The organism is Pseudomonas sp. NFACC39-1 (genome assembly GCF_900110355.1).
GTDB lineage: Bacteria > Pseudomonadota > Gammaproteobacteria > Pseudomonadales > Pseudomonadaceae > Aquipseudomonas > Aquipseudomonas tehranensis.
In genome coordinates, this window is sequence record NZ_FODL01000003.1 from 75325 (window position 1) to 97239 (window position 21915).

A 21915-nucleotide genomic window follows, 5' to 3' on the forward strand; every position below is an offset into this window, starting at 1 on the left:
GTCGACGCCCGGTATGGCAGCTTCGTCTCCTCCCGCACAAGCCTTTTCGGATGGTTATGTCGCTCAAGAGAGTTGCTCCGGCTGTCATCAGGCTGAGGCAAATGCATGGGCAGGTTCCCATCACAGTTGGTCCCTGCGGGAAGCTCGTGAGGGTAACGTTTCAGGTGACTTTAATGATGTCATTTTCAATGATGGCAACGGCATTGAACTTCGGTTTTTCAGGCGTGGTGACCGCTTTTACGTTAATGCTGGGGACGAGCAGGGTAAACTCACCGACTTTGTGATCGCGTACACTTTTGGTTTCTATCCACTGCAACAATACTTGATAGAGCGCCCCGGTGGGCGCTTGCAGAGTCTGACCGTAGCCTGGGATAGTCGTCCGCAGATGGCGGGCGGGCAGCGATGGTTTTCACTGTATCCTGGGCAACGGTTCAGCCCCAATGACGCACTGCACTGGACGGGTCGCTACCAGAATTGGAACGCCATGTGTGCAGACTGTCATTCTGGCAATTTGCGCAAAGGTTACGATGCTGCTGCGGATACCTACCAGACTACCTGGAGCGAAATGGCGGTAGGGTGCCAAAGCTGCCATGGCCCAGGTCAACGGCATATCGACTGGGCAAAAAAGAGCGCCCAAGAAACTGAGCGTTCCGGCTCGGATGAGAAAGGGCTCGCCGTCGACTTCCATAACCCTCAGAAAGGTTATCTGGTTGAGCAATGCGCTCGCTGCCATAGCCGTCGCCAACCCCTTGGTAATGGTGGTCAGCCCGGCAAACCACTGCTTGATGCAATGCGCCCAGCGGTGCTTTCAGCAGGGCTCTATCACGCCGATGGGCAAATCCTCGATGAAGTCTTTGAGTATGGCTCATTCACTCAGAGCAAAATGTTTAACAAAGGCGTGACCTGCAGCAATTGCCATGAGCCCCACACAACGAAGCTGCGTGCTGAAGGCAACGACCTTTGCAAGGCATGCCACAATCCGGCAGGCAATCCACTATTTCCCAGTCTGATACCTAAAAATTACGATAATCCAGCACATCATCATCACGTGCCTGGCTCTCAAGGCGCGCAGTGCGTCAACTGCCATATGCCGACTCGTACTTATATGGGTGTAGATGAGCGACGCGACCACGCTTTGCGCATACCTCGCCCGGATTTGGATGCACAGACCGGATCGCCCGACGCTTGTACTGGCTGTCATAAAGGAGAAACCCCGGCCTGGGCGGCACAAGCGCTTGCAGGATGGAATTTCCGACCTCCCCTTGTTAAGCACTACGGCGAAGTCTTCGCTGCAGCTCGTCGCAACGATCCTGAGGTCCTCCCTCAATTAGCGAAGCTCATCACCGACACTACGCAGCCTGCCATCGTCCGGGCTACCGCGGTTGAGCTTGGCGCAAGTTACGGCTCGGCTTTAGATCGCAGTTTTATCGAAGCACTAAAAGACGACAGTCCAGAGGTTCGGCTGCAAGCAGCACGTAGTGTGGAGGCGCATTCACCCACACAGCGTTTGGAGTATCTGCTGCCATTGTTGCGTGATCCGATCCTGGCGGTCCGTGATCAGGCGGCTCGGGGGCTCGCCGACTATTACAATACTGGCTTGCAGCCGCCGTTACAGGACCTGCTTTCCTCTCAGCTCGCCGACCATGAGCAGCGCTTGGCGCGCGACGCTGATCTGCCTGTGACAAGAGTGAACTTGGCGATACTGCAGGAGCGTCTGCATCGACCTGAAGACGCAAAGCACAACTACCGCCAGGCTCTTGTGCAGGACGCACGTTTCGTACCGGCCCGTACGGGTCTTGTGCGTCTACTGGTCATTCAAGGTCAGACCGTTGAAGCTGAACAGTTACTTCGCGCAGGACTGGCGTTACAGCCCCAGCAGCAGGAGCTTGTCTTAACGCTTGGGCTTTTGCTCGCACAGCAGGGTAATGCTCCGGAGGCGATAGAATGGCTGCAGCGTGTTGACACTCCACGAGCGCATTACAACCTCGGTCTGCTTTTGAGCCGGATGGGGCGTCAGAAGGAGGCGAAAATCTCATTGTTAAGAGGTTTGGAGCAGGATCCCGCTAATCAGGATCTGCGCTACACGCTAGCTTACCTGAGTGCGCAAAATAACGAGTTGGATGATGCGCTTAAATATTGCGAAGGTTCTAACGATATGAGATGTCGGCGGCTATCCGATGCGATAAAGTCCCGTGGACAATGAACGTTCAGTAGTTCTATGGCCCTGTAACGGGTGAGCACTTCAACTGCGGCCTTGACCGCCGCGTAAACGCTGTACCTCGGCAATGTGAAACGTACAAATCCGGACGAAACGTTCAGGATACGACCACCGTCTTGGAGGCGCGGTAACAGCTTCCGAGTCAGGAAAATCGGGCCGCGAAGGTGCGTGGCGACAAGTGAGGCAAATTGGTCTTCGGTCGCGTCAATAAAGTTCGTGAAGATGCCATTGCCTGCATTGTTGACGAGGAAGTCGAAGCGCTGTAGGCGTCCGGCTAAGTCACCTACCGCACTCCAGTATTAAGGGCGATGGTGGAGTTCTGCAGGTAACTTAGCCGGACGCTGATATTTCCTCTAATGTTCCCTCAGATAGATCGTTCTCTTTTCTCATCCCTTCATCGCCTCCTTGGAGCGCAGGATCATGGTCTGCTCAATCAAGTCCCCGGCATAGACAGGCTCGGGATTGATAAGCGAACACGGTGCAACCACTATCAGGAACGAATCATAACCGACTTGAGCTCGGTGTAATCATCGATAAAGGCACTGCCAAACTCCCGTCCCACCCCCGAAGACTTGCTACCGCCGAACGGCACCGCTGGATCAAGCATAGTGTGCATGTTCACCCACACAGTACCGGCCTCGATCGCGGGCACCATGCGCAGGGCTTTGCCCAGGTCATTGGTCCAGAGGCTGGCACTCAGGCCGTAGGGCGTATTGTTCATCAGTTCCAGTAGTTCTTCTTCGGTGTCGTAGGGGAAGAAAGTGGCAATCGGGCCGAAAGTCTCCTCGTTGAGCAGAGTGTCGTCGATGGTGTTGGCGAGGATTACTGTCGGTTCGACGTAACAGCCGGGGCGGTCGATCAGCTTGCCGCCGTGGACGATGGTGTTGTTTTCGGCACGGGCCTTGGCGAAAAAACCTTCGAGCTTGAGTTGATGCTGGCGGTTGGTGACCGGGCCGAACTCGGTGCGTTCATCCAGGGGCGAGCCGATGTTCAACTTGCTCAGGCGTCGGGCCAACTTGTCCATGATCGGCTCGATCTGCGAGCGATGGGCGAAGAAGTGCTCGGCAGCGGCACAGATTTGTCCAGAGTGCAGGAAGCCGGCTTCGATGATGCCGTTGACTGCCTCGTCCAGATCGACATCGCGCAGGAACCCCGCCGAGTTTTTGCCGCCCAGTTCCAGGGTGGCTCGTGTCAACCCGGCGCCCATGGCACTGCGACCGACAGCGATGCCGGTCGGCACCGAGCCAGTGAACGAGACTTTGTCGGTACCGGGGTGCTCGATCAACCCTTTGCCCACCAGCCCACCGCCAGTCAAAACGTTCAATGCGCCGGCCGGGAGGCCGGCTTCAATGGCCAATTCTGCGATTCGAAGAATTCTCAGCGGGGTGAATTCGCTGGGTTTGATGATGATGCTGCACCCGGTTACGAGCGCCGAGGCGAGTTTCCAGATGGCGATCATGGTCGAGAAATTCCACGGCACGATGCCGACTACCACCCCGACGGGTTCGCGCAGGGTGAAGGCGGTATAGCGTTCGCCGGCAAAGGAGGGCAATGACGGGGTGATGGTCTGACCGCTGATCTTGGTCGCCCAGCCAGCGTAATAACGCAGGAAGTGAGCGGCCTGATCAACTTCGAAAGCCCTGGAAATCTGAATGATCTTGCCCGATTGGCAGGTTTCGATCTGTGCCAGTTCTTCGCGGTTGCGTTCCAGCAAGTCCGCCAGTTTCAGCAGCACATTGCCCCGCGTCGCCGGTGTGGCCTGGGACCATTGTTTGAAGCCACGCTCCGCTGATTCCACCGCCGCGTCGATATCGGCTGGATCGGCGTTGGCGACCTGGGCAATGACCTTGCCAGTGGCGGGGTCGATCACTTCCAGTGTCTGGCTGGAGCGGCTCTGGACGTAGCCACCGTCGATAAACAATGCATGGCTTCGACGGAGGAAGGCTTCAACTTGAGGCAGCAGCGCAATATCACTCATGGACGTTTTCCTGATCACGAACAAGAGAAAAAACCGAGGTTAATCCGTGGGGACGGGGGGCTTGACTGTGCCTGCCGTGCTACATGCCCGTGGGTGCCAGAACGGCTTCAAGTGTAGGCGGAATGATTGGGTTGTTGCCTTTGAAAAGTACAATCTTGGCTCTGGAAGGTGCATTTTCTATCGCAGTGACGGGTTCCATACTGGCCCTGTATCCAGCGCGGCGCCTCTAATCGGGGCGCCGGCCGGACAACCAATAATAAGTAGGGCCGTCCATGAAAAAGCCAAACCCGCTCCTCGAAGACCTCAAGTCCATTCTGCCGACCATCGCTGCCAATGCCTTTCAGGCCGAGCAGGACCGCAAGGTCCCCGACGAGAACATTGCGCTTCTCAAAGGCATCGGCATGCACAGAGCCTTTCAGCCGAAGAAGTTCGGTGGCATGGAAATATCGCTGCCTCAATTTGCCGACTGCATTGCCTTGCTCGCCGGGTCCTGTGCCAGTACCGCTTGGGCCATGAGTCTGCTCTGCACTCACAGCCATCAACTGGCAATGTTCTCGGCCGAGCTGCAGCAAGAAGTCTGGGGCGCTGACCCGAATGCCACCGCCAGCAGCAGCATCGCCCCTTTTGGTCGTACCGAAGAGACCGACGGCGGTGTGCTGTTCAGCGGTGAAATGGGTTGGAGCAGCGGCTGCGACCATGCCGAGTGGGCGATTGTAGGCTTCCGCCGAAAAAATGCCGAGGGTACCCAGGACTACTGCTTCGCGGTGCTGCCGCGCAGCGACTATCAGATCCGTGACGACTGGTTCGCCGCCGGCATGAAGGGTAGCGGCACCAAGACCTTGATCATCGACAATGTATTTGTACCGGAACACCGTATCCAGAAAGCCAAGGACATGATGGAGGGCAAGTCCGCCGGTTTCGGTCTGTACCCGGACAGTAAGATCTTCTACTCGCCGTATCGTCCTTACTTCGCCAGCGGTTTTTCCACCGTGAGCCTGGGTGTTGCCGAGCGAATGCTGGAGGTGTTCCGAGAAAAAACCAAATCCCGCGTGCGTGCCTACACCGGTGCTGCAGTCGGTGCTGCGACCCCGGCGTTGATGCGCCTGGCCGAGTCAACTCATCAGGTGGCAGCAGCCCGAGCCTTTCTCGAGAAAACCTGGGAAGAGCACGCCGAACATAGTGAACAGCAGCGTTATCCAAGCCGCGAAACCCTGGCGTTCTGGCGCACCAATCAAGCCTACGCCACCAAGATGTGCATCCAGGCGGTGGACCGTCTTTTCGAGGCTGCCGGTGGTAACGCCTGGTTCGAGCACAACGAGATGCAGCGCCTGTTCCGCGACTCACACATGACCGGGGCCCATGCCTACACCGACTACGACGTCTGCGCTCAAATCCTCGGCCGCGAGCTGATGGGCCTGGAACCCGATCCGAGCATGATCTGAGCCCGGACCGTCCATAACAACAATCAGGATTGCTTCTCAAAGCAGTCCGGGAGTCTTGCATGTCTGATAACAGCGTTTGTGCAGCCACTGAAACGACCTTCGACCCGCGGGCCTTTCGTCGGGCTCTGGGCAATTTCGCCACCGGCGTGACCGTGGTGACCGCCGCCACCGCATCCGGGCGCAAAGCCGGGGTAACCGCCAACAGTTTCAACTCCGTTTCTCTCGATCCGCCTCTGGTACTGTGGAGCATCGACAAGCGTTCCAACAGCCACGAGGTGTTCAAAGAGGCCAGCCATTTTGCGGTCAATGTACTGGCGGCGGACCAGATCGACCTTTCCAACAATTTCGCCCGCCCCAAGGAAGATCGCTTCGCCGACATCGAGTTCGAACCTGGCGAAGGCGGCGCGCCGGTATTCACTGATTGCGCGGCGCGTTTTCACTGTGAGAAGTACCAGCAAGTGGACGGTGGCGATCACTGGATCATTATCGGCAAGGTGGTGGCCTTCGACGACTTCGGCCGCTCGCCGTTGCTCTATCACCAAGGTGCCTACTCCATGGTGCTGCCCCATACCCGCATGACCAAACGCGATGAAAGCCAGCCTCCGAGCAGCCATTTCCAGGGGCGCCTCAGCCACAATCTGTACTACCTGATGACCCAGGCGGTACGGGCTTACCAGTCCAGCTACCAGCCACGGCAACTGTCCACCGGGCTGCGCACGAGCGAGGCGCGGATGTTGATGGTGTTGGAGAGTGACGCCGGTCTGAGCCTGAACGATCTGTTGCGGGAAGTGGCGATGCCAGTGCGGGAAATCGATGAGGCGGTGGCCAACCTCAAGCGCAAAGGGTTGGTCAGCGACGATGACAGCCGCGTGCGTCTGACCGCCGCCGGTATCGAGCAGACCGAAGGCCTGTGGGCCATCGCTCGAGAGCAGCAGGACAAGGTGTTTTCCGATTTCAGTGAAGAACAGATCGATACCTTCAAGACGGTGTTGAAGAGACTGATCAGTAGCTGCTGATCTCCAATCAAATTTCTTATGGCGCCTTCGGGCGCCGTTTTTATTGATGGCAGGCAGGAGCAAACGCCTCAGCAGCCTCGTACAAGCAATCACCTTCAGTTTGCTATCAGATCCAGTGTTTCGACTCGACGAACAAAGGACAGGCTGATGTTCTTCAAGAAACATAAACGGCTACAGGCGCTCGCTGAATCCGTGCAGCTGGAACAACTCACGCAAGAAAAAGCCCTGATCGAGCAGCGATTGCGAGCGGCCGAGGACCTGGCCAACAACCAGGCCGGCCAATTGGAGCGAAGCGAGCAGACGCTTGAAACCCTTCGCCAGCAGTTGGAACAGGCCCGGAGCCGCGAGCAGACGCTCGAAGTCGAGTTAGGCCGGCACGTGCAGCTATCCCGCCAGCATCGGCAGGAGGAACAGATCTGGGAATTGCTGCAGTCGACACTGACCGAAGGCTGCTGGGACATCACCGTGGTCAACGGCGATGTGCAGGATCCAGCCAGCTGTATGCGGTTTTCTAATCAGTTTCGCATCCTCATGGGCTACGCCCTGCATGAGCTGCACGACGGCTGGGATGCTCAGGTCAGCATTACTCATCCTGACGATCTGCCGGCGATCATGGCGATCTTCAATCAGGAAGTCCTCGCCATCCACGGCAGCGGCGAGTACGTCATTGAATATCGGATGCGTCACAAGACCCGTGACTATATCTGGTGTCGCGAGAGAGGTCGTGCGGTCCGTGATGCACAGGGGCGTTTAGTCCGTGTGATCGGCGCGGTACGCGACATCAGCGATGAGCGTTCAGCCAAGGCCACCCATCAACAAATGCTTGAACAAAATCAGGCTACCTACGGCCAGATTGCGACGGTAGTGGGAGTCATCAAGGGCATCGCCGACCAGACCAATCTATTGGCTTTGAACGCCGCGATCGAAGCAGCCAGGGCGGGAGAGGTCGGGCGCGGGTTTTCAGTGGTGGCCGATGAAGTGCGCAAACTGGCAGAAAATACCCGCCAGGCGACTCATAAGATTCAGACGATGTTGCACCAGCACAAGCAGTAACCCGGTTTCAGGAGTTGCAAAAGGCAGGTTCTGAACTGGATCGGAAAAGGGCGGCCACTCTCAGTTGGCTGTAAAGGTTGGTGCCATCGCCGCGACCTGGTTGCCGCCGTTGTTTTTTCCCAGCATGGTTGGACAGTGATTAGATTGAGCACCCCTTGGGACGCCTGGGGCCGGGGGAAATTTTTCACCTGCGTACCCTATAATTGATCTTGTGGGCCAAGCAGTGGACCTTGGCAGACAGCAACAAAACCGGCGGCAGACACGGGCAAGACGATCAGGGCGGCAGAGGCGCAAAGTGACTCTGTATACGGCGGCGTTTCGATCAGGGACTGGCTGGGGAGGGCGTTATCGCCAGTTCCTTGAGCGGATCGCTACATCCATTATAAAAATCCGCTTTCGAGGATCTGCACTATGTCGATCAATGACAGACTCACCGAGCATTTGAACCGGGGTACGGTAGGTTTCCCCACTGCGCTCGCCAGCACCATTGGTCTGATCATGGCCAGCCCGGTGATTCTCACTGCGACCATGGGGTTCGGCATCGGCGGCAGTGCCTTCGCCGTGGCCATGTTGATCGCCGTGGTGATGATGCTGGCTCAGGCGACCACCTTCGCTGAAGCGGCGTCGATCCTGCCGACCACTGGTTCGGTCTACGATTACATCAATTGCGGCATGGGCCGTTTCTTTGCGATCACCGGTACGTTGTCGGCCTACCTGATTGTCCATGTGTTCGCTGGAACCGCGGAAACCATTCTTTCCGGAGTCATGGCGCTGGTGAACTTCGAGCACCTCAATACCCTGGCCGAATCGGCCGGCGGTTCATGGTTGCTGGGGGTGGGCTTCGTCGTCGTATTCGGGGTTCTCAATGCCTTCGGCGTCAGTGCTTTCGGCAGGGCCGAGATCATCCTCACCTTCGGTATGTGGACCACCTTGATGGTGTTTGGAGTATTGGGTTTGATTGCCGCACCCGCCGTGCAACTGGATGGCTGGTTCGGGGAGTCGATGGTCGGGACTGACCTGATTACCATCCTGTCGCTGGTGGGCATGGCCATGTTCATGTTCGTCGGTTGCGAGTTCGTTACCCCGCTGGCTCCGGACCTGCGCAATTCGGCCAAGGTTATGCCCAAGGCGATGATTCTCGGTTTGTTGAGCGTGGCGACGTGCATGTTCATCTACGGCGCGGCGATGAAACGTCAGGTGGAGAACGTGTTGCTCGATACCGCCAGCGGCGCGCATCTGCTCGATACGCCGATGGCCATTCCAAAGTTCGCTGAGCAGGTGATGGGCGACATTGGTCCGATGTGGCTGGGAATCGGCTTTCTGTTTGCCGGTGCGGCGACCATCAATACACTAATGGCCGGGGTGCCACGGATTCTCTACGGCATGGCGGTTGACGGCGCGTTGCCCAAAGTATTCACCTACCTGCACCCGCGCTTCAAGACGCCGATTCTGTGCATTCTGGTAGTGATGCTGATTCCTTGTCTGCATGCACTGTATCTGGGCGGCAACGCCGACAACATCATGCCTCTGGTTCTGGCGGCCGTCTGTGCCTGGAGTTTCGCTTATCTGCTGGTGACGCTGTCAGTGGTGATTCTGCGGATCCGCCGTCCCGATCTGCCACGGGCCTATCGTTCGCCGTTCTTCCCGCTGCCGCAGGTTGTCTCCAGTATCGGCATCCTGTTGGGCATGTGGTTCATCACGCCGCCCGGCATGAGCCCTGCAGACATCTATGTCCCGTTCGCGGTCATGCTTGGTGGCACCGCGCTGTACGCGCTGTTCTGGACGCTGGTCGTGCAGAAGGTCAATCCGTTCAAACCGGCTTCGGTGGAAGAAGTGTTGGCCAAGGAATTCGCGAATGAGCCAGGACACCCTCACAACGGGTATATCGACCATGCTGCAAAAACTGTCTGAGCTGTTCAGTCCCAGGCGCGCCCCGGCTGGTTACCGACCGGGGGTGACGCTCGAGCACCTTCGGCGCAACCTCGGTTTGGCCAGTTTCGAGCAGACAGCGCCGACAGCGGCCCGCGTTTCGCTGGATGATGGCGGCCTGCAATTGGAGATCGTCGAGCGCACCGAGTCGCAACTGTTGATGCACCTGGTCATGACTGAATTCGTGCTGCGGGTGCCTGCTACAAGAGAGGGCGTGGCGAGCTTCGAACTGCACCATACCGGGTCGGTTCGACGGACTGGAATCCGCTGTCGGCAACGTGTTGGAGACGCGGCACTGTTGGCCGGTCTGCAAGCAGGATTAGAGGCGGACAGTGGGCTGCAGCAGGCTCTGATGCCGCTGGATTTCAAACGCTTGCGTATCGATCTACAAGCGCGTCAATGGTGCTTGCGGCTGGAGCATATGGGCGGGAGTGAAGTGGTCAACCGGATGCCGGCTTTTCGTCGCTACATCGCCTTGAACCGTGAGCAGCGCGATTGGCTGCTCGGTGCCTTGAGTGGTTTGCAGCGAGTACTGCGCGCGCTTTGAGGTTGGCATCATTAGTGCTTTCACATACGGCAACCAGTACTTGTTGCGCACATATAGATAACATGTTAACTATTGCGCTACAAAAACAAAAAGCCATTGTGGAGATACCCATGAGCGTCCAACAGATTGTGCAAGGCGGGCTGGAAACCTGGACCCGGGATCTGCGAGCTGTTTGCGGTCACTTCGACACAGAACTCGCCTTCAACCGCGCGCTGTTCATCGGTGAGGTGTCCAAGTTCTCCCGAGGCGGTCTGCCGCTGGCCAACCTGCGCACCAATGCGGGCCTCATCAAGCGCTCAAGGAACAACCCTGATCACGACGACGATCAGCATTGTTTCCTGGTCAGCCAGCGCAGCGGATACGCCCAGATTACTCAGAATGGCCTGAGCATCCAGCTTGCCCCAGGGGATTTGTTGCTGATGGATTCGGCGGGCTCAATCGAAATCACCCCCTTTGGCCTGATCGAACATGCTTCCCTGTCATTGTCTCGCAATGACGTGTGCAAGCAGCTCGGCAGCCAGCCCAGGACCTTCGGCAAGATTTCCTCGAGCAAGGCCTGTGGGCGGATGTTGCACGTGCTGATGGATCAGCTGTGCAAAGACAGCTTGGAAGGTGACGGCGCCGCGGGCGAGGGCGAGGCCCTGCAGTGTGCTTTTGTTTCGCTGCTAGGCTCGGCATTCGAGCAGGTCTCTGACTCACGGGATGACAGTGCCTCGTTGCAGGGCAATAACCTACGCAGCTATGTGCAGAAAGTCATCGATGAATCCCTGACTCAGCCCGGCCTGAGCCCGGTGGGCCTGGCGAGTCGACTGAATATTTCAGTGCGGCATTTGTATCGGTTGTTCGAAGAGCAGGACGATAGCGTATGCCGCTACATTCAACGGGCGCGGCTCAAACGCAGCGCCGATGACCTGACCAACCCGTTCCTGAGGACCGAATCGATCACCTCGATTGCGTACAAGTGGGGGTTCACCGATTCGGCGCATTTCAGCCGCTCGTTCAAGAAGCAGTTCGAGCTATCCCCTAAGGATTTTCGTTCCTGTCATTTGCAGCAAACGGTGGAGGGGGGCGTTAGTATTTGAATGGACGAAAAAAGGAGCTTTTCATCGCCCCCTTTTCTGTATGGACAAGCGTTATCAAACCTCTGGCAAGGTCGACCCCCCATCGACCACCAGCGTCTGTCCAGTAATGTAGCTCGCCAGATCCGACGCCAGAAACAGCATGGCTCCGGCGATATCGGACGCAACGCCTAATCGTCCCAAAGGCACACGGCTGGCGATATTGTCGGTGACCTGATCGCCACCCAGGTTGCCCAGGGCCGGCGTCGCGATCATGCCGGGTTCAACGCCATTGACCCGCACGTTGTAGCCAGCCAGCTCCAGTGCGGCATTGCGAATGAAACCGTTGACCCCTGCCTTGGACGCCGCATAGTGACTCAGCCCCGGGTAGGCCACCCGTGGACCAGTGACCGATGAGGTCGCCAGCACGCAACCCTGACCCTGACGACGGAACATCGGCAAGGCTGCTTGAGTCAGCCAGAACAGTGCCGAGAGATTGACGGCCAGGGTACGGTCGAGAATGGATGGGGTGATCTCGGCGAAGGGCGTCAGCGGAAAGTACCCGGCGTTGTGCACTAGGATATCCAACCGACCCATACGCTGCTCCAGACTCTGAACCAGTTCGAACACCACCGTGGACTCGACCAGGTCGACGGGCACCGCTTCGACCTGACATGCCTGCCCGGACAACTCGGCGGCCAGCGCCTGAGCCTGGGGCAGTTGCAGGTCAGCGATCACCACGCGTGCGCCGCGCAAGGCGAAGGCTTCGACGATCGCACGGCCAATACCCTGGGCCCCGCCGGTCACCAGTACGGTTTTACCGCTGAAGTCCAGGTTTTCAGACATGAGGTTGCTCCATATGGGTATAGGCCAGGGTTGGCACATCGACGATGCTCGATCCGCCGTCGGCCACCAGGGTTGCGCCGGTGATGATTGAAGCCTCGCTGGACGCCAGGAAGCGACACACCCTGGCTATTTCTTCGGCACTGGCCGGTCGGCGCAATGGCACGTCGGCGCAGACTCGGTCATAGGCTTGCTGCAGCGTTTCGCCATAAAAATCCATCAGCGGCTGCATCTCCTGATCGGCCATGGGCGTGCGTACCCAGCCCGGGCAGATGGCGTTCACCCGCACGCCCTGCGGACCGTAATCTCTGGCCAGTGAGCGGTTGAGACCGAGCAGCGCATGCTTGGCCGTGGTGTAGCCGCAGACTTCAGGCCCTGCCACCAGTGAGGCAACGGAACCGATCAGCACGATGATGCCAGTACTTTCCAGCAGCAGCGGCAGACAGGCCCGGGCACTGTAGAAAGCGCTGTTCAGGTTGCTGCGCAGCGCCGCTTCCCAGGTCTTCGGGCTGGTCTGAGTGACGCTGCCCAGACCATGACCACCGGCACAGGCCAACAGCACATCGAGCCGACCATAACGCTGACGAATCTGTGCGACGAAACCTTCCCAAGTGTCCGGACAAGCGGCATCACCGACCAGGACCAGACCTCCGGTTTCCCGGGCGATCTGCTCCAGAGGCTCGCGGCGGCGGCCGATCAGCACCAGATTGGCGCCTTCGGCTGCGTACAGCCGAGCGCAGGCGGCACCGATGCCAGTCCCGGCTCCGGTGATTGCAACGATACGTGGCTCAGTCATGGGGATATTCCGTCTGGTTGAGAACCTGGCAGTAAGAGGCGACCGGAAAGTTCGACAGCTCATCGAAGGACGACTCGGCATAACCGAAAATCTTGCCGTCGCTGCGGTGCTGTTGCATGTCGATCAGCAGCACACCGAGGGTCGGAATGATCTTCTCGCGCCAGACGAACAGGTACAGCTGATCGGCGATCTTGTAGTAGTGGCAACGGTCGGTGTCGCACAGGCCTTGCTCTACACCCTTCAGACACTGCCAGGAATAGAATTGATCGTTGAGGTAGATGTGCTCGTAGACTTCGCTCGGACTGTAGCGATACAGGTTGCGCAGGCCGATCAGTTCGCTTGTTGGTGCGTGAGGGCATTGGCCTTCCTGCCACGGACGATCGAGGCTGCCATGCAGGAAATCCACCTCGACCGAGGTCAGGTTCTTGCCGGCCAGCGCACGGCTGTAGAGGCCTTCACGAGTTTGCTCCTGGGTCGGCATGCGACCGATCACGGCGGTGAACGCAGCGCTGGCGGTGTCGAGTACCAGACTCACCGACCAGTCTTGAGCGCCTTCGCGCTTGATGAAATCCACCAGGTACAGACCGGGGCGCACCGAAGTTGCCCGATACACCGCGGCGCCGTTGGAGTGGCCGTCGGCAGTGGTCCAAGACACCGTTGCGGTGTCGAAACGATGCTCGATCTGCCAGCCATTGACGAAGTACAGCGTGAAGGTCTTGCCGTTCAGGTCGGCCAGGTTCGGCAGAATGAAGGCTTCTGGGGCAAAGCCATCGGCCAGGGCGCCAACGGTGATCCAGTCGGATGATGTCGTCATTGCAATGCTCCGGTTGTATGAAATAACAACTTGGAGCATGCGGTTCGCAGACAAGCTCGCCTATCAACCGGATGGTTGAACCGGGTTAGAGAAACAGCGTTCCTACCAACTCGGTGCGGCTGCTGACGCCGGTCTTGCGAAACAGGTTGATCAGGTGGGTCTTGATGGTTGGCAGACCGACTTCCAATTCACGGGCCAATTGCTTGTTGCTGGCGCCCTGGCGCAACAACAAGGCAATCTGCCGCTCCTTGGGCGTCAGGCCGATCAGCGGATCTTCGCAGGGCGGCATGTTCGCCACGGCCAGTTGCAGCAGAGACTGCAAGGCATTGAGCTGGGCCAGCTGATCGGTGGTGAAGGTGCCTTGTTCGGCGGTGCGCAGCAATGAGATGGCGGCCTGAGGCTGGCCGGCGCGATGAGCGAGGATCTCCACCACATCGACGACGCCGTAGCGCTGCAGAAAATCTCGATAGCGCCGACTGTCCCGAGTCGGCTGTCGGGCCATGGCCAGGCCCAGCGGCACCACAGCCAGCCCGCTGGACAGGCAGTTGCGTGGTTGCAGCGGGTCGAACTGATAGTAGTTGTCCAGGTAGTCGCGATGCATCTCAGTGCTCATGCAATGCAAGTGGAAATCACGGGCTTGCAGTTGCCGGTCGACACAGTAGAACGCCGCCTGACTGGCAGGAACGAGTTGAGTGAAAGCCTGCAGGCAATGGACGGCGACGTCCTGGGGGGGTATGGCGTTCATGGTCAGTAACCTTCGCCAGAAAAGGCTGCCGGTAGGAGTCGGCAGCCAGGATCGATCAGACGACAGCGAAATAATGTTTTACAAAGCTTTCACTGACGACTTCCCAGAGAACAGGCGTGCCCTTGGTCACGAACCAGCTGTCGCCGGCCTTGTAGCGAGTGCTCTGGCCGGTGGATTCGTCGGTCAGGACCACTTCGCCGGTGACCACGGTGGCTTGTTCGGCGAACGGATAGACCATCCGGAATTTTCCTTGGGTGGTGCCGAAGTAGGCACTGCTGACCGGGTCGGTCGGTGCGCCGAAGGTCATTTTACCGAAGGCTTTGACTTCACCTTCGAGGATTTCCGAGCCGAGGTCGGCGACGGTACCCCAGGCGTCCAGTTCGGACAGCTGGATGTCTTTCTTGAGGGTAACAAGGGTCATGGCAGTTGCTCCTGATGAGTAAAAAAGAGGAAGGGGAAGAGCGCCTCGGCCGTTACCGGCGCCCGTTCCAGTAACCCGATAGCTGGTGCCAGGACTTGCCGGCGGTCAGCAACAGTGGGCGAAACGCATCTTTGCCTAGGATGGTTGGACGGTGGATCGAGCTGACCAGGTCATAGCGCGCCGAACCTTCACTCATCCCCTCCGCCAACACCTTGCAGATAATGTGACTTGGGGTCACGCCGAAGCCTGAATAGCCTTGGACAAAGAAGGCGTTACTGCGACCGGGTAGGGTGCCGATTTGCGGGAACAGGTTCGGGCTGCAGGCCATTGGACCGCCCCAGGCCAGGTCGATTTTCACGTCCTTGAGGTAGGGGAATATTTTCAGCATCTGGCGGCGATTCCAGGCCTTCAGGTCCAGGGGAATATGTTCGACCAAAGGGGTGGCCGAACCAAACAGCAGACGGTTTTCGTTAGTGACGCGGTAGTAGTCGATCACCGGGCGGATATCGCTGTAGGCACCACGAATCGGGCTGATGCGCTGGATCAACTCGTCCGACAGTGGCTCGGTCATCATCTGGAACGCGTAGGTGTTGATGGTCGATCGATGCAACTCAGGTTCCAGCTTGTTTAGGAAACTGTCACAGGCCCACAGCAGCTTGCTGGCCTTGACCGAGCCACGGCCGGTGCGCACGGTGATGCGCTCGCCATAACTGACTTCCAGGGCTGGACTGTTCTCGTAAATCCGCACGCCGTGACTGGCCAGCGCGTTGGCCTCGCCGAGCAGCAGATTCAGCGAGTGGACGTGACCGCCACCCATGTGCAAAAGGGCACTGCTGTAAGCATCGGAACCGATGATTTGCTTGACGTCCGAACCGCCGAGAAAGCGAATCTCGTGTTTGGTGTTGATCGACTTGAAGTCTTTCTCCCAGGCGCGAAGGGTCTTTTCCTGGCGAGCGTTGAAACCCATGTAGCCGTAGCCGTGACAGAAGTCGGCGTCGATGTTGTACTTGGCGATGCGATCCTTGATGATGTCCGCGCCCAGGTCGCTGATCTCGAAGATCTGTCGCAGGCCGTCCTCACCCACTTCCTTCTTGATCTTCTCCAAGTCGTGACCGATGCCGGCCATGATCTGCCCGCCATTGCGGCCAGTACCGCCAAAACCCAGGTAACGCGCCTCCAGCACGACAATATTGGTGATGCCTTTTTCGGCGAGCTCAAGCGCGGTATTGATGCCGGAAAAACCACCGCCAATGATCACGACATCGGCTTCCACATCCTGTTCCAGGGTCGGGAAACTGAGGTTGTATTTCTTGGTGGCCGTGTAATAAGTGGGCGTTTCGATATTGATCATGGCGCAGCCTGAAAAAGTGAAGGAAAACTCAAGCGCTCGGGGACTTCGAGAAACTGTGTAAGGGATGACTCGTATTAAGAGACTTGGCGCAATGAATGTCTTGATTCTCTGTGCCGGGATTTTTGATTCAGCGCGCCAGAGCCTCCGGGAGCCAAAGAAGTTATAGCGTTTTGTGGGTTGGACAGTGGTAAAGTTTCGTTAAACTATTAACCAAATCAACCGTGATTCTGACTTTCATGCATAAACCCCGGCAATCCCTGACCTTGACCCTATTGCAAGCCCGCGAAGCGGCCATGAGTTTTTTTCGGCCCTCGCTCAACCAGCATGGCCTGACTGAACAACAGTGGCGGGTCATCCGCATCCTCAGTCAGCACGGCGAACTGGAAATCTACCAACTGGCGGAACTGGCGTGCATTCTCAAACCGAGCATGACCGGTGTACTGGTGCGCATGGAGGCGGCCGGTATGGTCCGTCGGCGCAAGGCCGAACAGGATCAACGGCGGGTGTTGGTGACTCTGGCCGAAAAGGGCGAGGCGTGTTTTGCGTCCATGAGCCAGTGCATGGAAGAGAACTACCAACGGTTGCAGGCGCAGTTGGGCGAGGAGAAATTGCAGACGTTGCTCGGGCTGCTCGATGAGCTGAAAACCATCAAGCGCTTGTAGGAGCCGAGCTTGCTCGCGATGCAGGCGCCGCGGTGCGCCAGGCTAACCGCTTCATCGCTCATCGCGAGCAAGCCCGGCTCCCAGAAGGCCCGCACAAGACCTTGCTGCTTGTTGGCCCTCAATCGGAAGCCGATCAGCCGACCTATTTGATACTCATGCACATGTACTTCTGCTCGATGTAATCATCGATCCCGTACTTCGAACCTTCGCGGCCCAATCCTGACTGCTTGATCCCGCCGAACGGCGCCACTTCGGTGGAGATCAGTCCTTCGTTGACCCCGACCATGCCGTACTCCAGGGCTTCGCTGACGCGCCAGGCGCGGCCTAGGTCGCGGGTGTAGACATAGGACGCCAGACCGAACTCGGTATCGTTGGCCAGGGTGATTGCCTCGGCTTCGGTGTCGAAGCGAAACAGCGGTGCCAGCGGGCCGAAGGTCTCATCCCGGGCCACCAGCATGGCCGGGGTGACGTCGCCGAGCACCGTGGGCTCGAAGAAGTTGCCGCCCAGCGCGTGGGGGTTGCCGCCGGCCAGCAGCGTGGCGCCCTTGGCCAGAGCGTCGCTGATGTGTTCTTCGACCTTGGCCACGGCTTTGGCATTGATCAGCGGTCCTTGTTGCGCGCCTTCGGTCTCGGCTCGGGCGACCTTGAGGGCGTTGACAGCCAGCACCAGGCGTCGGGAGAACTCGTCATAGACACTGTTCTGCACCAGCAAGCGGTTGGTGCAGACACAGGTCTGGCCACTGTTACGGAATTTAGAGCCGATCGCGCCTTCCACCGCGGCATCAAGGTCGGCGTCTTCGAAGACGATAAAGGGCGCGTTGCCGCCCAGTTCCAGGCTGACTTTCTTGATGGTTTGCGCACACTGGGCCATCAGCAATTTTCCGATGCCTGTGGAACCGGTGAACGAGAGTTTTTGCACCGCTGGGTTACCCGTCAGCTCGGCACCGATTTCCCGGGAGCGGGTGCCGGTTACCACGTTCAGCACGCCGGCCGGAATTCCGGCGCGTTCGCCGAGTTCAGCCAGAGCCAGGGCCGACAATGGCGTTTCCGACGCCGGTTTGAGCACCACGGTGCAACCGGCGGCCAGCGCCGGCCCGACCTTGCGGGTGATCATCGCATTGGGGAAATTCCATGGCGTGATGGCTGCAACCACCCCGATAGCCTGTTTGATTACCACCAGCCGCCGGCCTTGCTTGTCGTGAGGAATCACATCGCCGTAGACCCGCTTGGCTTCTTCGGCGAACCACTCGATAAAGCTCGCGCCATAAGCAATTTCGCCGTGACTCTCGGCCAATGGCTTGCCTTGTTCCCAACTGAGCAGGCGGGCCAAGTCTTCCTGATTGGCCATGATCAACTCGAACCATGTTCGCAGCACGTTGCTGCGTTCCTTGGCGGTCTTTCCGCGCCAGGCGGGCAGGGCAACCTGAGCAGCAGAGATGGCGCGAGCGGTTTCGGCCTGGCTGAGGGAGCTGACTTGGGTGATGGTTTCGCCATCCGCCGGGTTGGTCACCGTGAAACGGGTGCCGTCATCGGCGTCGATCCATTGGCCATTGATGTAAGCCTGCTCGCGTAGCAGTTTCAAATCGTTAAGTTTCATCGGACTTCTCGAAAAAATCAGTACACGCCGCCGGAGCTGGTGGGCGCCGGAGCATCTTTGAATTTGGCAGCGAGGGTTTGCAGACCGCGCATCAGCACGGTGGTGTCGACGCCGACAGCAACGAAGGCCGCGCCTAGCTCGATATAGCGCCGGGCGAGTTTTTCGTCGGCGCTGAGAATGCCTGCGGCCTTGCCGGCCTTCTGAATCCGCACAATGGCGTCCTCGATGGCCGCCTGCACCTCGGGATGTCCCGGATTGCCGCGATGACCCATGGACGCGCTCAAATCCGCTGGGCCGATAAACACCCCGTCGACGCCCTCGACCGCCGCAATGGCCTCCAGGTTGGCCAGGCCTTCGCGATTCTCGATCTGCACCAGCAGGCACATCTGCGCATCGGCCTGATCCAGGTAACCGGGAATGCTGTTCCAGCGCGAAGCACGGGCGAGCGCACTGCCGACACCGCGTATGCCCTGGGGCGGGTAGTGAATCGCGCGCACCAGTTCTCGTGCCTGCTCAGCATTTTCGACCATCGGAACCAGCAGGGTCTGGGCGCCGATATCCAGCACCTGTTTGATCAGCGCGGTATCGCCGATCACCGGGCGGATGATTGCCTGACTTGGATAGGGTGCGACAGCTTGCAATTGGCTGAGCATGCCACGCAGGTCATTGGGTGCATGTTCGCCATCGATCAGCAGCCAATCGAAGCCGGCATTCGCCGCCAGCTCGGCGCAATAGGCATCGGCCAGACCGAGCCAGAGACCGATCTGTGCTTCGCCGCTTTTCAGACGTTGTTTGAAACGGTTGATGGGCATGTCCATAGAACAGTCCTCCAGGGATCAGATGAAGCGGCAGGAGATGGAACCCAGCATGTCGTAATCGACATGGAAGGTATCGCCGGGGTTGGCCGCCACCGGACGAGTAAAGGAACCACCAAGAATGATCTGCCCCGCTTCAAGGGTGACGTCGTATGCGGCCAGCTTGTTCGCCAGCCAGGCCACGCCTTTGGCCGGGTGGTTGAGCACTGCGGCCGAAACCCCGGACTCTTCGATCACGCCGTTACGGTAGAGCACGGCGGGCACCTTACGTAGGTCGATCTCGGTCGGCCGAACGGCGCGACCGCCCATGACCACACCGGCGTTGGCGGCATTGTCCGAAATGGTGTCGAACACCTTGCGTGTCGCTTTGGTCTGCGGGTCGACTTGCTGAATGCGGGCGTCGATGATCTCCAATGCCGGGATCACCCATTCAGTGGCGTCGAGCACGTCGAAGATCGTGCAGTTCGGGCCTTTGAGCGGCTTACCAAGGATGAACGCCAGCTCCACTTCCACCCGTGGCACGATAAAGCGTTCGAAAGGAATGTCAGTGCCCTCGTCGAAGAACATGTCATCGAGCAGCGCACCAAAATCCGGCTCGGTGATGTTCGAGGACACTTGCATGGCCCGTGAGGTAAGACCGATCTTGTGCCCGACCAGCTTGCGCCCGTCCTTGATTTTCTGAGCAACCCACGCGCGCTGGATGGCATAGGCGTCTTCGATCGTGATAGCCGGGTGGTCGAGAGAAAATTGCCGGACCTGCTCCCGGGAGCGTTCGGCCCTGTCCAGTTGTGCGGCGGCTTGCAGGATTTGTTGTTGATCGAGCATGACGAAGATCTCTTACTGTGGGTTGACGATGGCTGCATTGGTGCGTAGGACCAGGAAGCCGCCAAGGGCGATAAACAGCGCCAGCACATACAGGGCCAGGCTGGCGCTTTGAGTGGTGTCACGCATCCAGCCGATCAGGTAGGGCGCGAGGAACGAAGCGATGCTGCCGAACGAGCTGATCAACGCGATGCCGGCGGGCTGAGTGCCATTGGACAGAAAGGCGGGCGGCAGTTGCCAGAACATCGGCAATGCGGCACTGGCACCCATTCCGGCGATGATCAGACCACCCAGCACCAGCAGCGGATTGCCCGGCGCCAGGCCCGTGACGGCAATGCCGGCGGCGGACATCAGCAGCGGCACACAGAGGTGCCAGCGGCGTTCCCGGTTACGGTCCGACGAGCGTCCGCAACCGATCATGAAGCAGCAACCGGCCAGATAAGGCACGGCACTGAGCAGGCCGACCTGGCTGTCGCGACCAATACCGGCACCGTGGATCAGCGTCGGCATCCAGAACGCCAGGGTGTTAACCGCCAGCATCACCGCGAAATAAATCGCGACCAGCAACCAGACCTGGGGATCACGAACAATGCCACCGAAGGAGGTGATGGATTTGCGTTGTTCTTCATGGCTCAATTGCGCTCGCAGTTGTTGTTTCTGCATCGGGTTGAGCCACTTCACCGTTTCGAAGCTATCCGGCAGGCATTTGAGCACCACCAGGCCGAGGAGGACCACCGGCGCCCCTTCGATCAGGAACATCCACTGCCAACCTCGCAGCCCACCGAAGTCATGGAAATTTTCCAGGATGGCGCCGGACAACGGTCCGCCGATGACGCCGGCCATGGGCACGGCAATGGCAAACAGGGCCGTGACTTGCGCCCGGCGACGGGCCGGGTACCAGCGATTGAGAAATACCAGGATCCCCGGAAAGAAACCGGCTTCGGCCATACCCAGCAGAAAGCGCAGGACATAGAAACCGTTGGCGCTTTCGATCCACAACATGCCGGTGGAAAGTACGCCCCAGACCACCATCAGGCTGGCAATCCAGCGCCGTGGTCCGACCCGATCCAGCGCCATGTTGCTCGGTACGCCGAACAGCGCGTAGGCAATGAAGAACAGCCCGGCGCCGAGGCCGTAGACCGTATCGCTGAACTGCAGGTCAGTACTCATCTGCATCTTGGCGAAACCGATGTTAATCCGGTCCAGGTGGGCGAACAGGTAACAAATCAGCAGCAAGGGCATCAGGCGCCGGGTCACGGTGCTGTGGGTTCGATCATGCTCGGCAAGGGTGATGCTGTCGGCGGTATTGGCTGTGCTCATGATGTTGTACTTTTTGTCAGAGTGGCCGTTGGCGGAAGGTGGGCGCAGATCAGCTCGCCTGGTTCTTCAAGAAGGCATGCACGTTGTTCTGCTTGAAGTTCAGTTCCGGGTGCAGTTCGATCATCTCGAACGACAGCGCCAGCAAGCGTTGCGATTGCAGCTCGGCGAAGTGTTCGGTGATCACGTTGAACAGTGTTTCGGCGACGGCCTGTTGGGTCGGCAGATCCCGTCCGTGACCGACCTTGAGGGTCATGTGGACGAAGGCGTAATCGTGCTTGCCGTCAGCCATGCGCCAGGTATCCAGGCGCACACCGCGACTGCGGATGCCGCCCAGGGGGAACACGCCGCTGTCTCCCAGGACGGCGTGGACCTTTTCGAACAGCGCGGGCAAGTTCGCCTGCTGTTCGATGTTGTCGGTGTACTCGGCGATGAAATGCGGCATGTGAGTCTCCCGGGCCGTGAGCAACCCTTGGGTTGCCCGCGAGCGA

General features: G+C 58.7%; 20 protein-coding genes and 1 pseudogene. 8 read left to right on the forward strand and 13 right to left on the reverse strand.

Features of this window, described 5'->3' with window-relative positions; genetic code table 11:
- Positions 1-13 precede the first annotated feature (13 nt).
- Positions 14-2203, forward strand: a complete 2190-nt coding sequence (locus tag BMY45_RS07305; protein WP_177193313.1) for a tetratricopeptide repeat protein — start codon at positions 14-16, stop codon at positions 2201-2203.
- Positions 2204-2211: 8 nt separating this feature from the next.
- Here BMY45_RS07305 and BMY45_RS07310 read toward each other — a convergent pair.
- Both BMY45_RS07310 and BMY45_RS07315 read right to left on the reverse strand, forming a co-directional pair.
- Positions 2212-2496: pseudogene (locus BMY45_RS07310) on the reverse strand (SDR family NAD(P)-dependent oxidoreductase); the annotation flags it as partial.
- 212 nt (positions 2497-2708) lie between these two features.
- Positions 2709-4196: an aldehyde dehydrogenase family protein gene (locus BMY45_RS07315; protein WP_092396125.1), complete on the reverse strand. Its 1488-nt coding sequence runs from the start codon at positions 4194-4196 to the stop codon at positions 2709-2711.
- Positions 4197-4468: 272 nt separating this feature from the next.
- Here BMY45_RS07315 and BMY45_RS07320 point away from each other — a divergent pair, with 272 nt between their 5' ends.
- The 6 genes from BMY45_RS07320 to feaR all read left to right on the forward strand — a co-directional run bounded on the left by BMY45_RS07320 (position 4469) and on the right by feaR (position 11265).
- On the forward strand, positions 4469-5638 hold the full coding sequence (locus tag BMY45_RS07320) for a p-hydroxyphenylacetate 3-hydroxylase oxygenase component (RefSeq protein WP_092396127.1): 1170 nt from the start codon (positions 4469-4471) through the stop codon (positions 5636-5638).
- A gap of 59 nt (positions 5639-5697) precedes the next feature.
- The gene (locus tag BMY45_RS07325) at positions 5698-6654 is read left to right on the forward strand and encodes a p-hydroxyphenylacetate 3-hydroxylase reductase component (protein ID WP_092396129.1); all 957 of its coding nucleotides are present in this window, start codon (positions 5698-5700) and stop codon (positions 6652-6654) included.
- A gap of 147 nt (positions 6655-6801) precedes the next feature.
- On the forward strand, positions 6802-7707 hold the full coding sequence (locus BMY45_RS28530; protein WP_092396131.1) for a methyl-accepting chemotaxis protein: 906 nt from the start codon (positions 6802-6804) through the stop codon (positions 7705-7707).
- 411 nt (positions 7708-8118) lie between these two features.
- Complete coding sequence (locus tag BMY45_RS07335) at positions 8119-9618, forward strand: APC family permease (RefSeq protein ID WP_092396133.1); 1500 nt, start codon at positions 8119-8121, stop codon at positions 9616-9618.
- Positions 9599-10183, forward strand: coding sequence for a DUF3156 family protein (locus BMY45_RS07340; RefSeq protein WP_092396135.1), 585 nt, complete (start codon positions 9599-9601; stop codon positions 10181-10183). The genes BMY45_RS07335 and BMY45_RS07340 overlap by 20 nt, the downstream gene beginning before the upstream one ends.
- A gap of 110 nt (positions 10184-10293) precedes the next feature.
- Positions 10294-11265, forward strand: coding sequence for a transcriptional regulator FeaR (feaR, locus tag BMY45_RS07345; protein ID WP_092396137.1), 972 nt, complete (start codon positions 10294-10296; stop codon positions 11263-11265).
- 54 nt (positions 11266-11319) lie between these two features.
- On the opposite strand, the gene BMY45_RS07350 is transcribed toward feaR, so the two are convergent.
- The 6 genes from BMY45_RS07350 to BMY45_RS07375 form a co-directional block, all read right to left on the reverse strand.
- The gene (locus BMY45_RS07350) at positions 11320-12087 is read right to left on the reverse strand and encodes an SDR family oxidoreductase (protein WP_092396139.1); all 768 of its coding nucleotides are present in this window, start codon (positions 12085-12087) and stop codon (positions 11320-11322) included.
- Complete coding sequence (locus BMY45_RS07355) at positions 12080-12880, reverse strand: SDR family NAD(P)-dependent oxidoreductase (protein ID WP_092396141.1); 801 nt, start codon at positions 12878-12880, stop codon at positions 12080-12082. Before BMY45_RS07355 ends, BMY45_RS07350 begins: the two co-directional genes overlap by 8 nt.
- The gene (locus tag BMY45_RS07360) at positions 12873-13694 is read right to left on the reverse strand and encodes a molybdenum cofactor biosynthesis F family protein (protein WP_092396143.1); all 822 of its coding nucleotides are present in this window, start codon (positions 13692-13694) and stop codon (positions 12873-12875) included. The genes BMY45_RS07355 and BMY45_RS07360 overlap by 8 nt, the downstream gene beginning before the upstream one ends.
- An 85-nt stretch (positions 13695-13779) precedes the next feature.
- Positions 13780-14439, reverse strand: coding sequence for a helix-turn-helix transcriptional regulator (locus tag BMY45_RS07365; protein WP_092396144.1), 660 nt, complete (start codon positions 14437-14439; stop codon positions 13780-13782).
- Between the two features lie 55 nt (positions 14440-14494).
- Complete coding sequence (locus BMY45_RS07370) at positions 14495-14860, reverse strand: cupin domain-containing protein (RefSeq protein ID WP_092396146.1); 366 nt, start codon at positions 14858-14860, stop codon at positions 14495-14497.
- A 52-nt stretch (positions 14861-14912) separates the two neighbouring features.
- Positions 14913-16211 carry an NAD(P)/FAD-dependent oxidoreductase gene (locus BMY45_RS07375; RefSeq protein ID WP_092396148.1) on the reverse strand — a complete coding sequence of 433 codons (1299 nt, stop codon included), beginning with the start codon at positions 16209-16211 and terminating at the stop codon, positions 14913-14915.
- Positions 16212-16447: 236 nt separating this feature from the next.
- Between BMY45_RS07375 and hpaR the strand changes: the two genes are divergently transcribed.
- On the forward strand, positions 16448-16873 hold the full coding sequence (gene hpaR, locus BMY45_RS07380) for a homoprotocatechuate degradation operon regulator HpaR (protein WP_092396150.1): 426 nt from the start codon (positions 16448-16450) through the stop codon (positions 16871-16873).
- A 142-nt stretch (positions 16874-17015) separates the two neighbouring features.
- Here the strand turns inward: hpaR and BMY45_RS07385 are convergent, their stop codons facing one another.
- Genes BMY45_RS07385 through BMY45_RS07405 form a run of 5 tightly spaced genes read right to left on the reverse strand, consistent with a single transcriptional unit; the run spans position 17016 to position 21869 of the window.
- Positions 17016-18470, reverse strand: a complete 1455-nt coding sequence (locus BMY45_RS07385) for an NAD-dependent succinate-semialdehyde dehydrogenase (RefSeq protein ID WP_092396152.1) — start codon at positions 18468-18470, stop codon at positions 17016-17018.
- 17 nt (positions 18471-18487) lie between these two features.
- Positions 18488-19288: a 4-hydroxy-2-oxoheptanedioate aldolase gene (gene hpaI / locus BMY45_RS07390; RefSeq protein ID WP_092396154.1), complete on the reverse strand. Its 801-nt coding sequence runs from the start codon at positions 19286-19288 to the stop codon at positions 18488-18490.
- A gap of 18 nt (positions 19289-19306) precedes the next feature.
- Positions 19307-20110 (reverse strand): 2-oxo-hept-4-ene-1,7-dioate hydratase, encoded by an 804-nt coding sequence (gene hpaH / locus BMY45_RS07395; protein ID WP_092396156.1) that lies wholly within the window; start codon positions 20108-20110, stop codon positions 19307-19309.
- 12 nt (positions 20111-20122) lie between these two features.
- Positions 20123-21427 (reverse strand): MFS transporter, encoded by a 1305-nt coding sequence (locus BMY45_RS07400; protein ID WP_092396158.1) that lies wholly within the window; start codon positions 21425-21427, stop codon positions 20123-20125.
- 49 nt (positions 21428-21476) lie between these two features.
- On the reverse strand, positions 21477-21869 hold the full coding sequence (locus tag BMY45_RS07405) for a tautomerase family protein (RefSeq protein ID WP_092396160.1): 393 nt from the start codon (positions 21867-21869) through the stop codon (positions 21477-21479).
- Between the last annotated feature and the right edge of the window lie 46 nt (positions 21870-21915).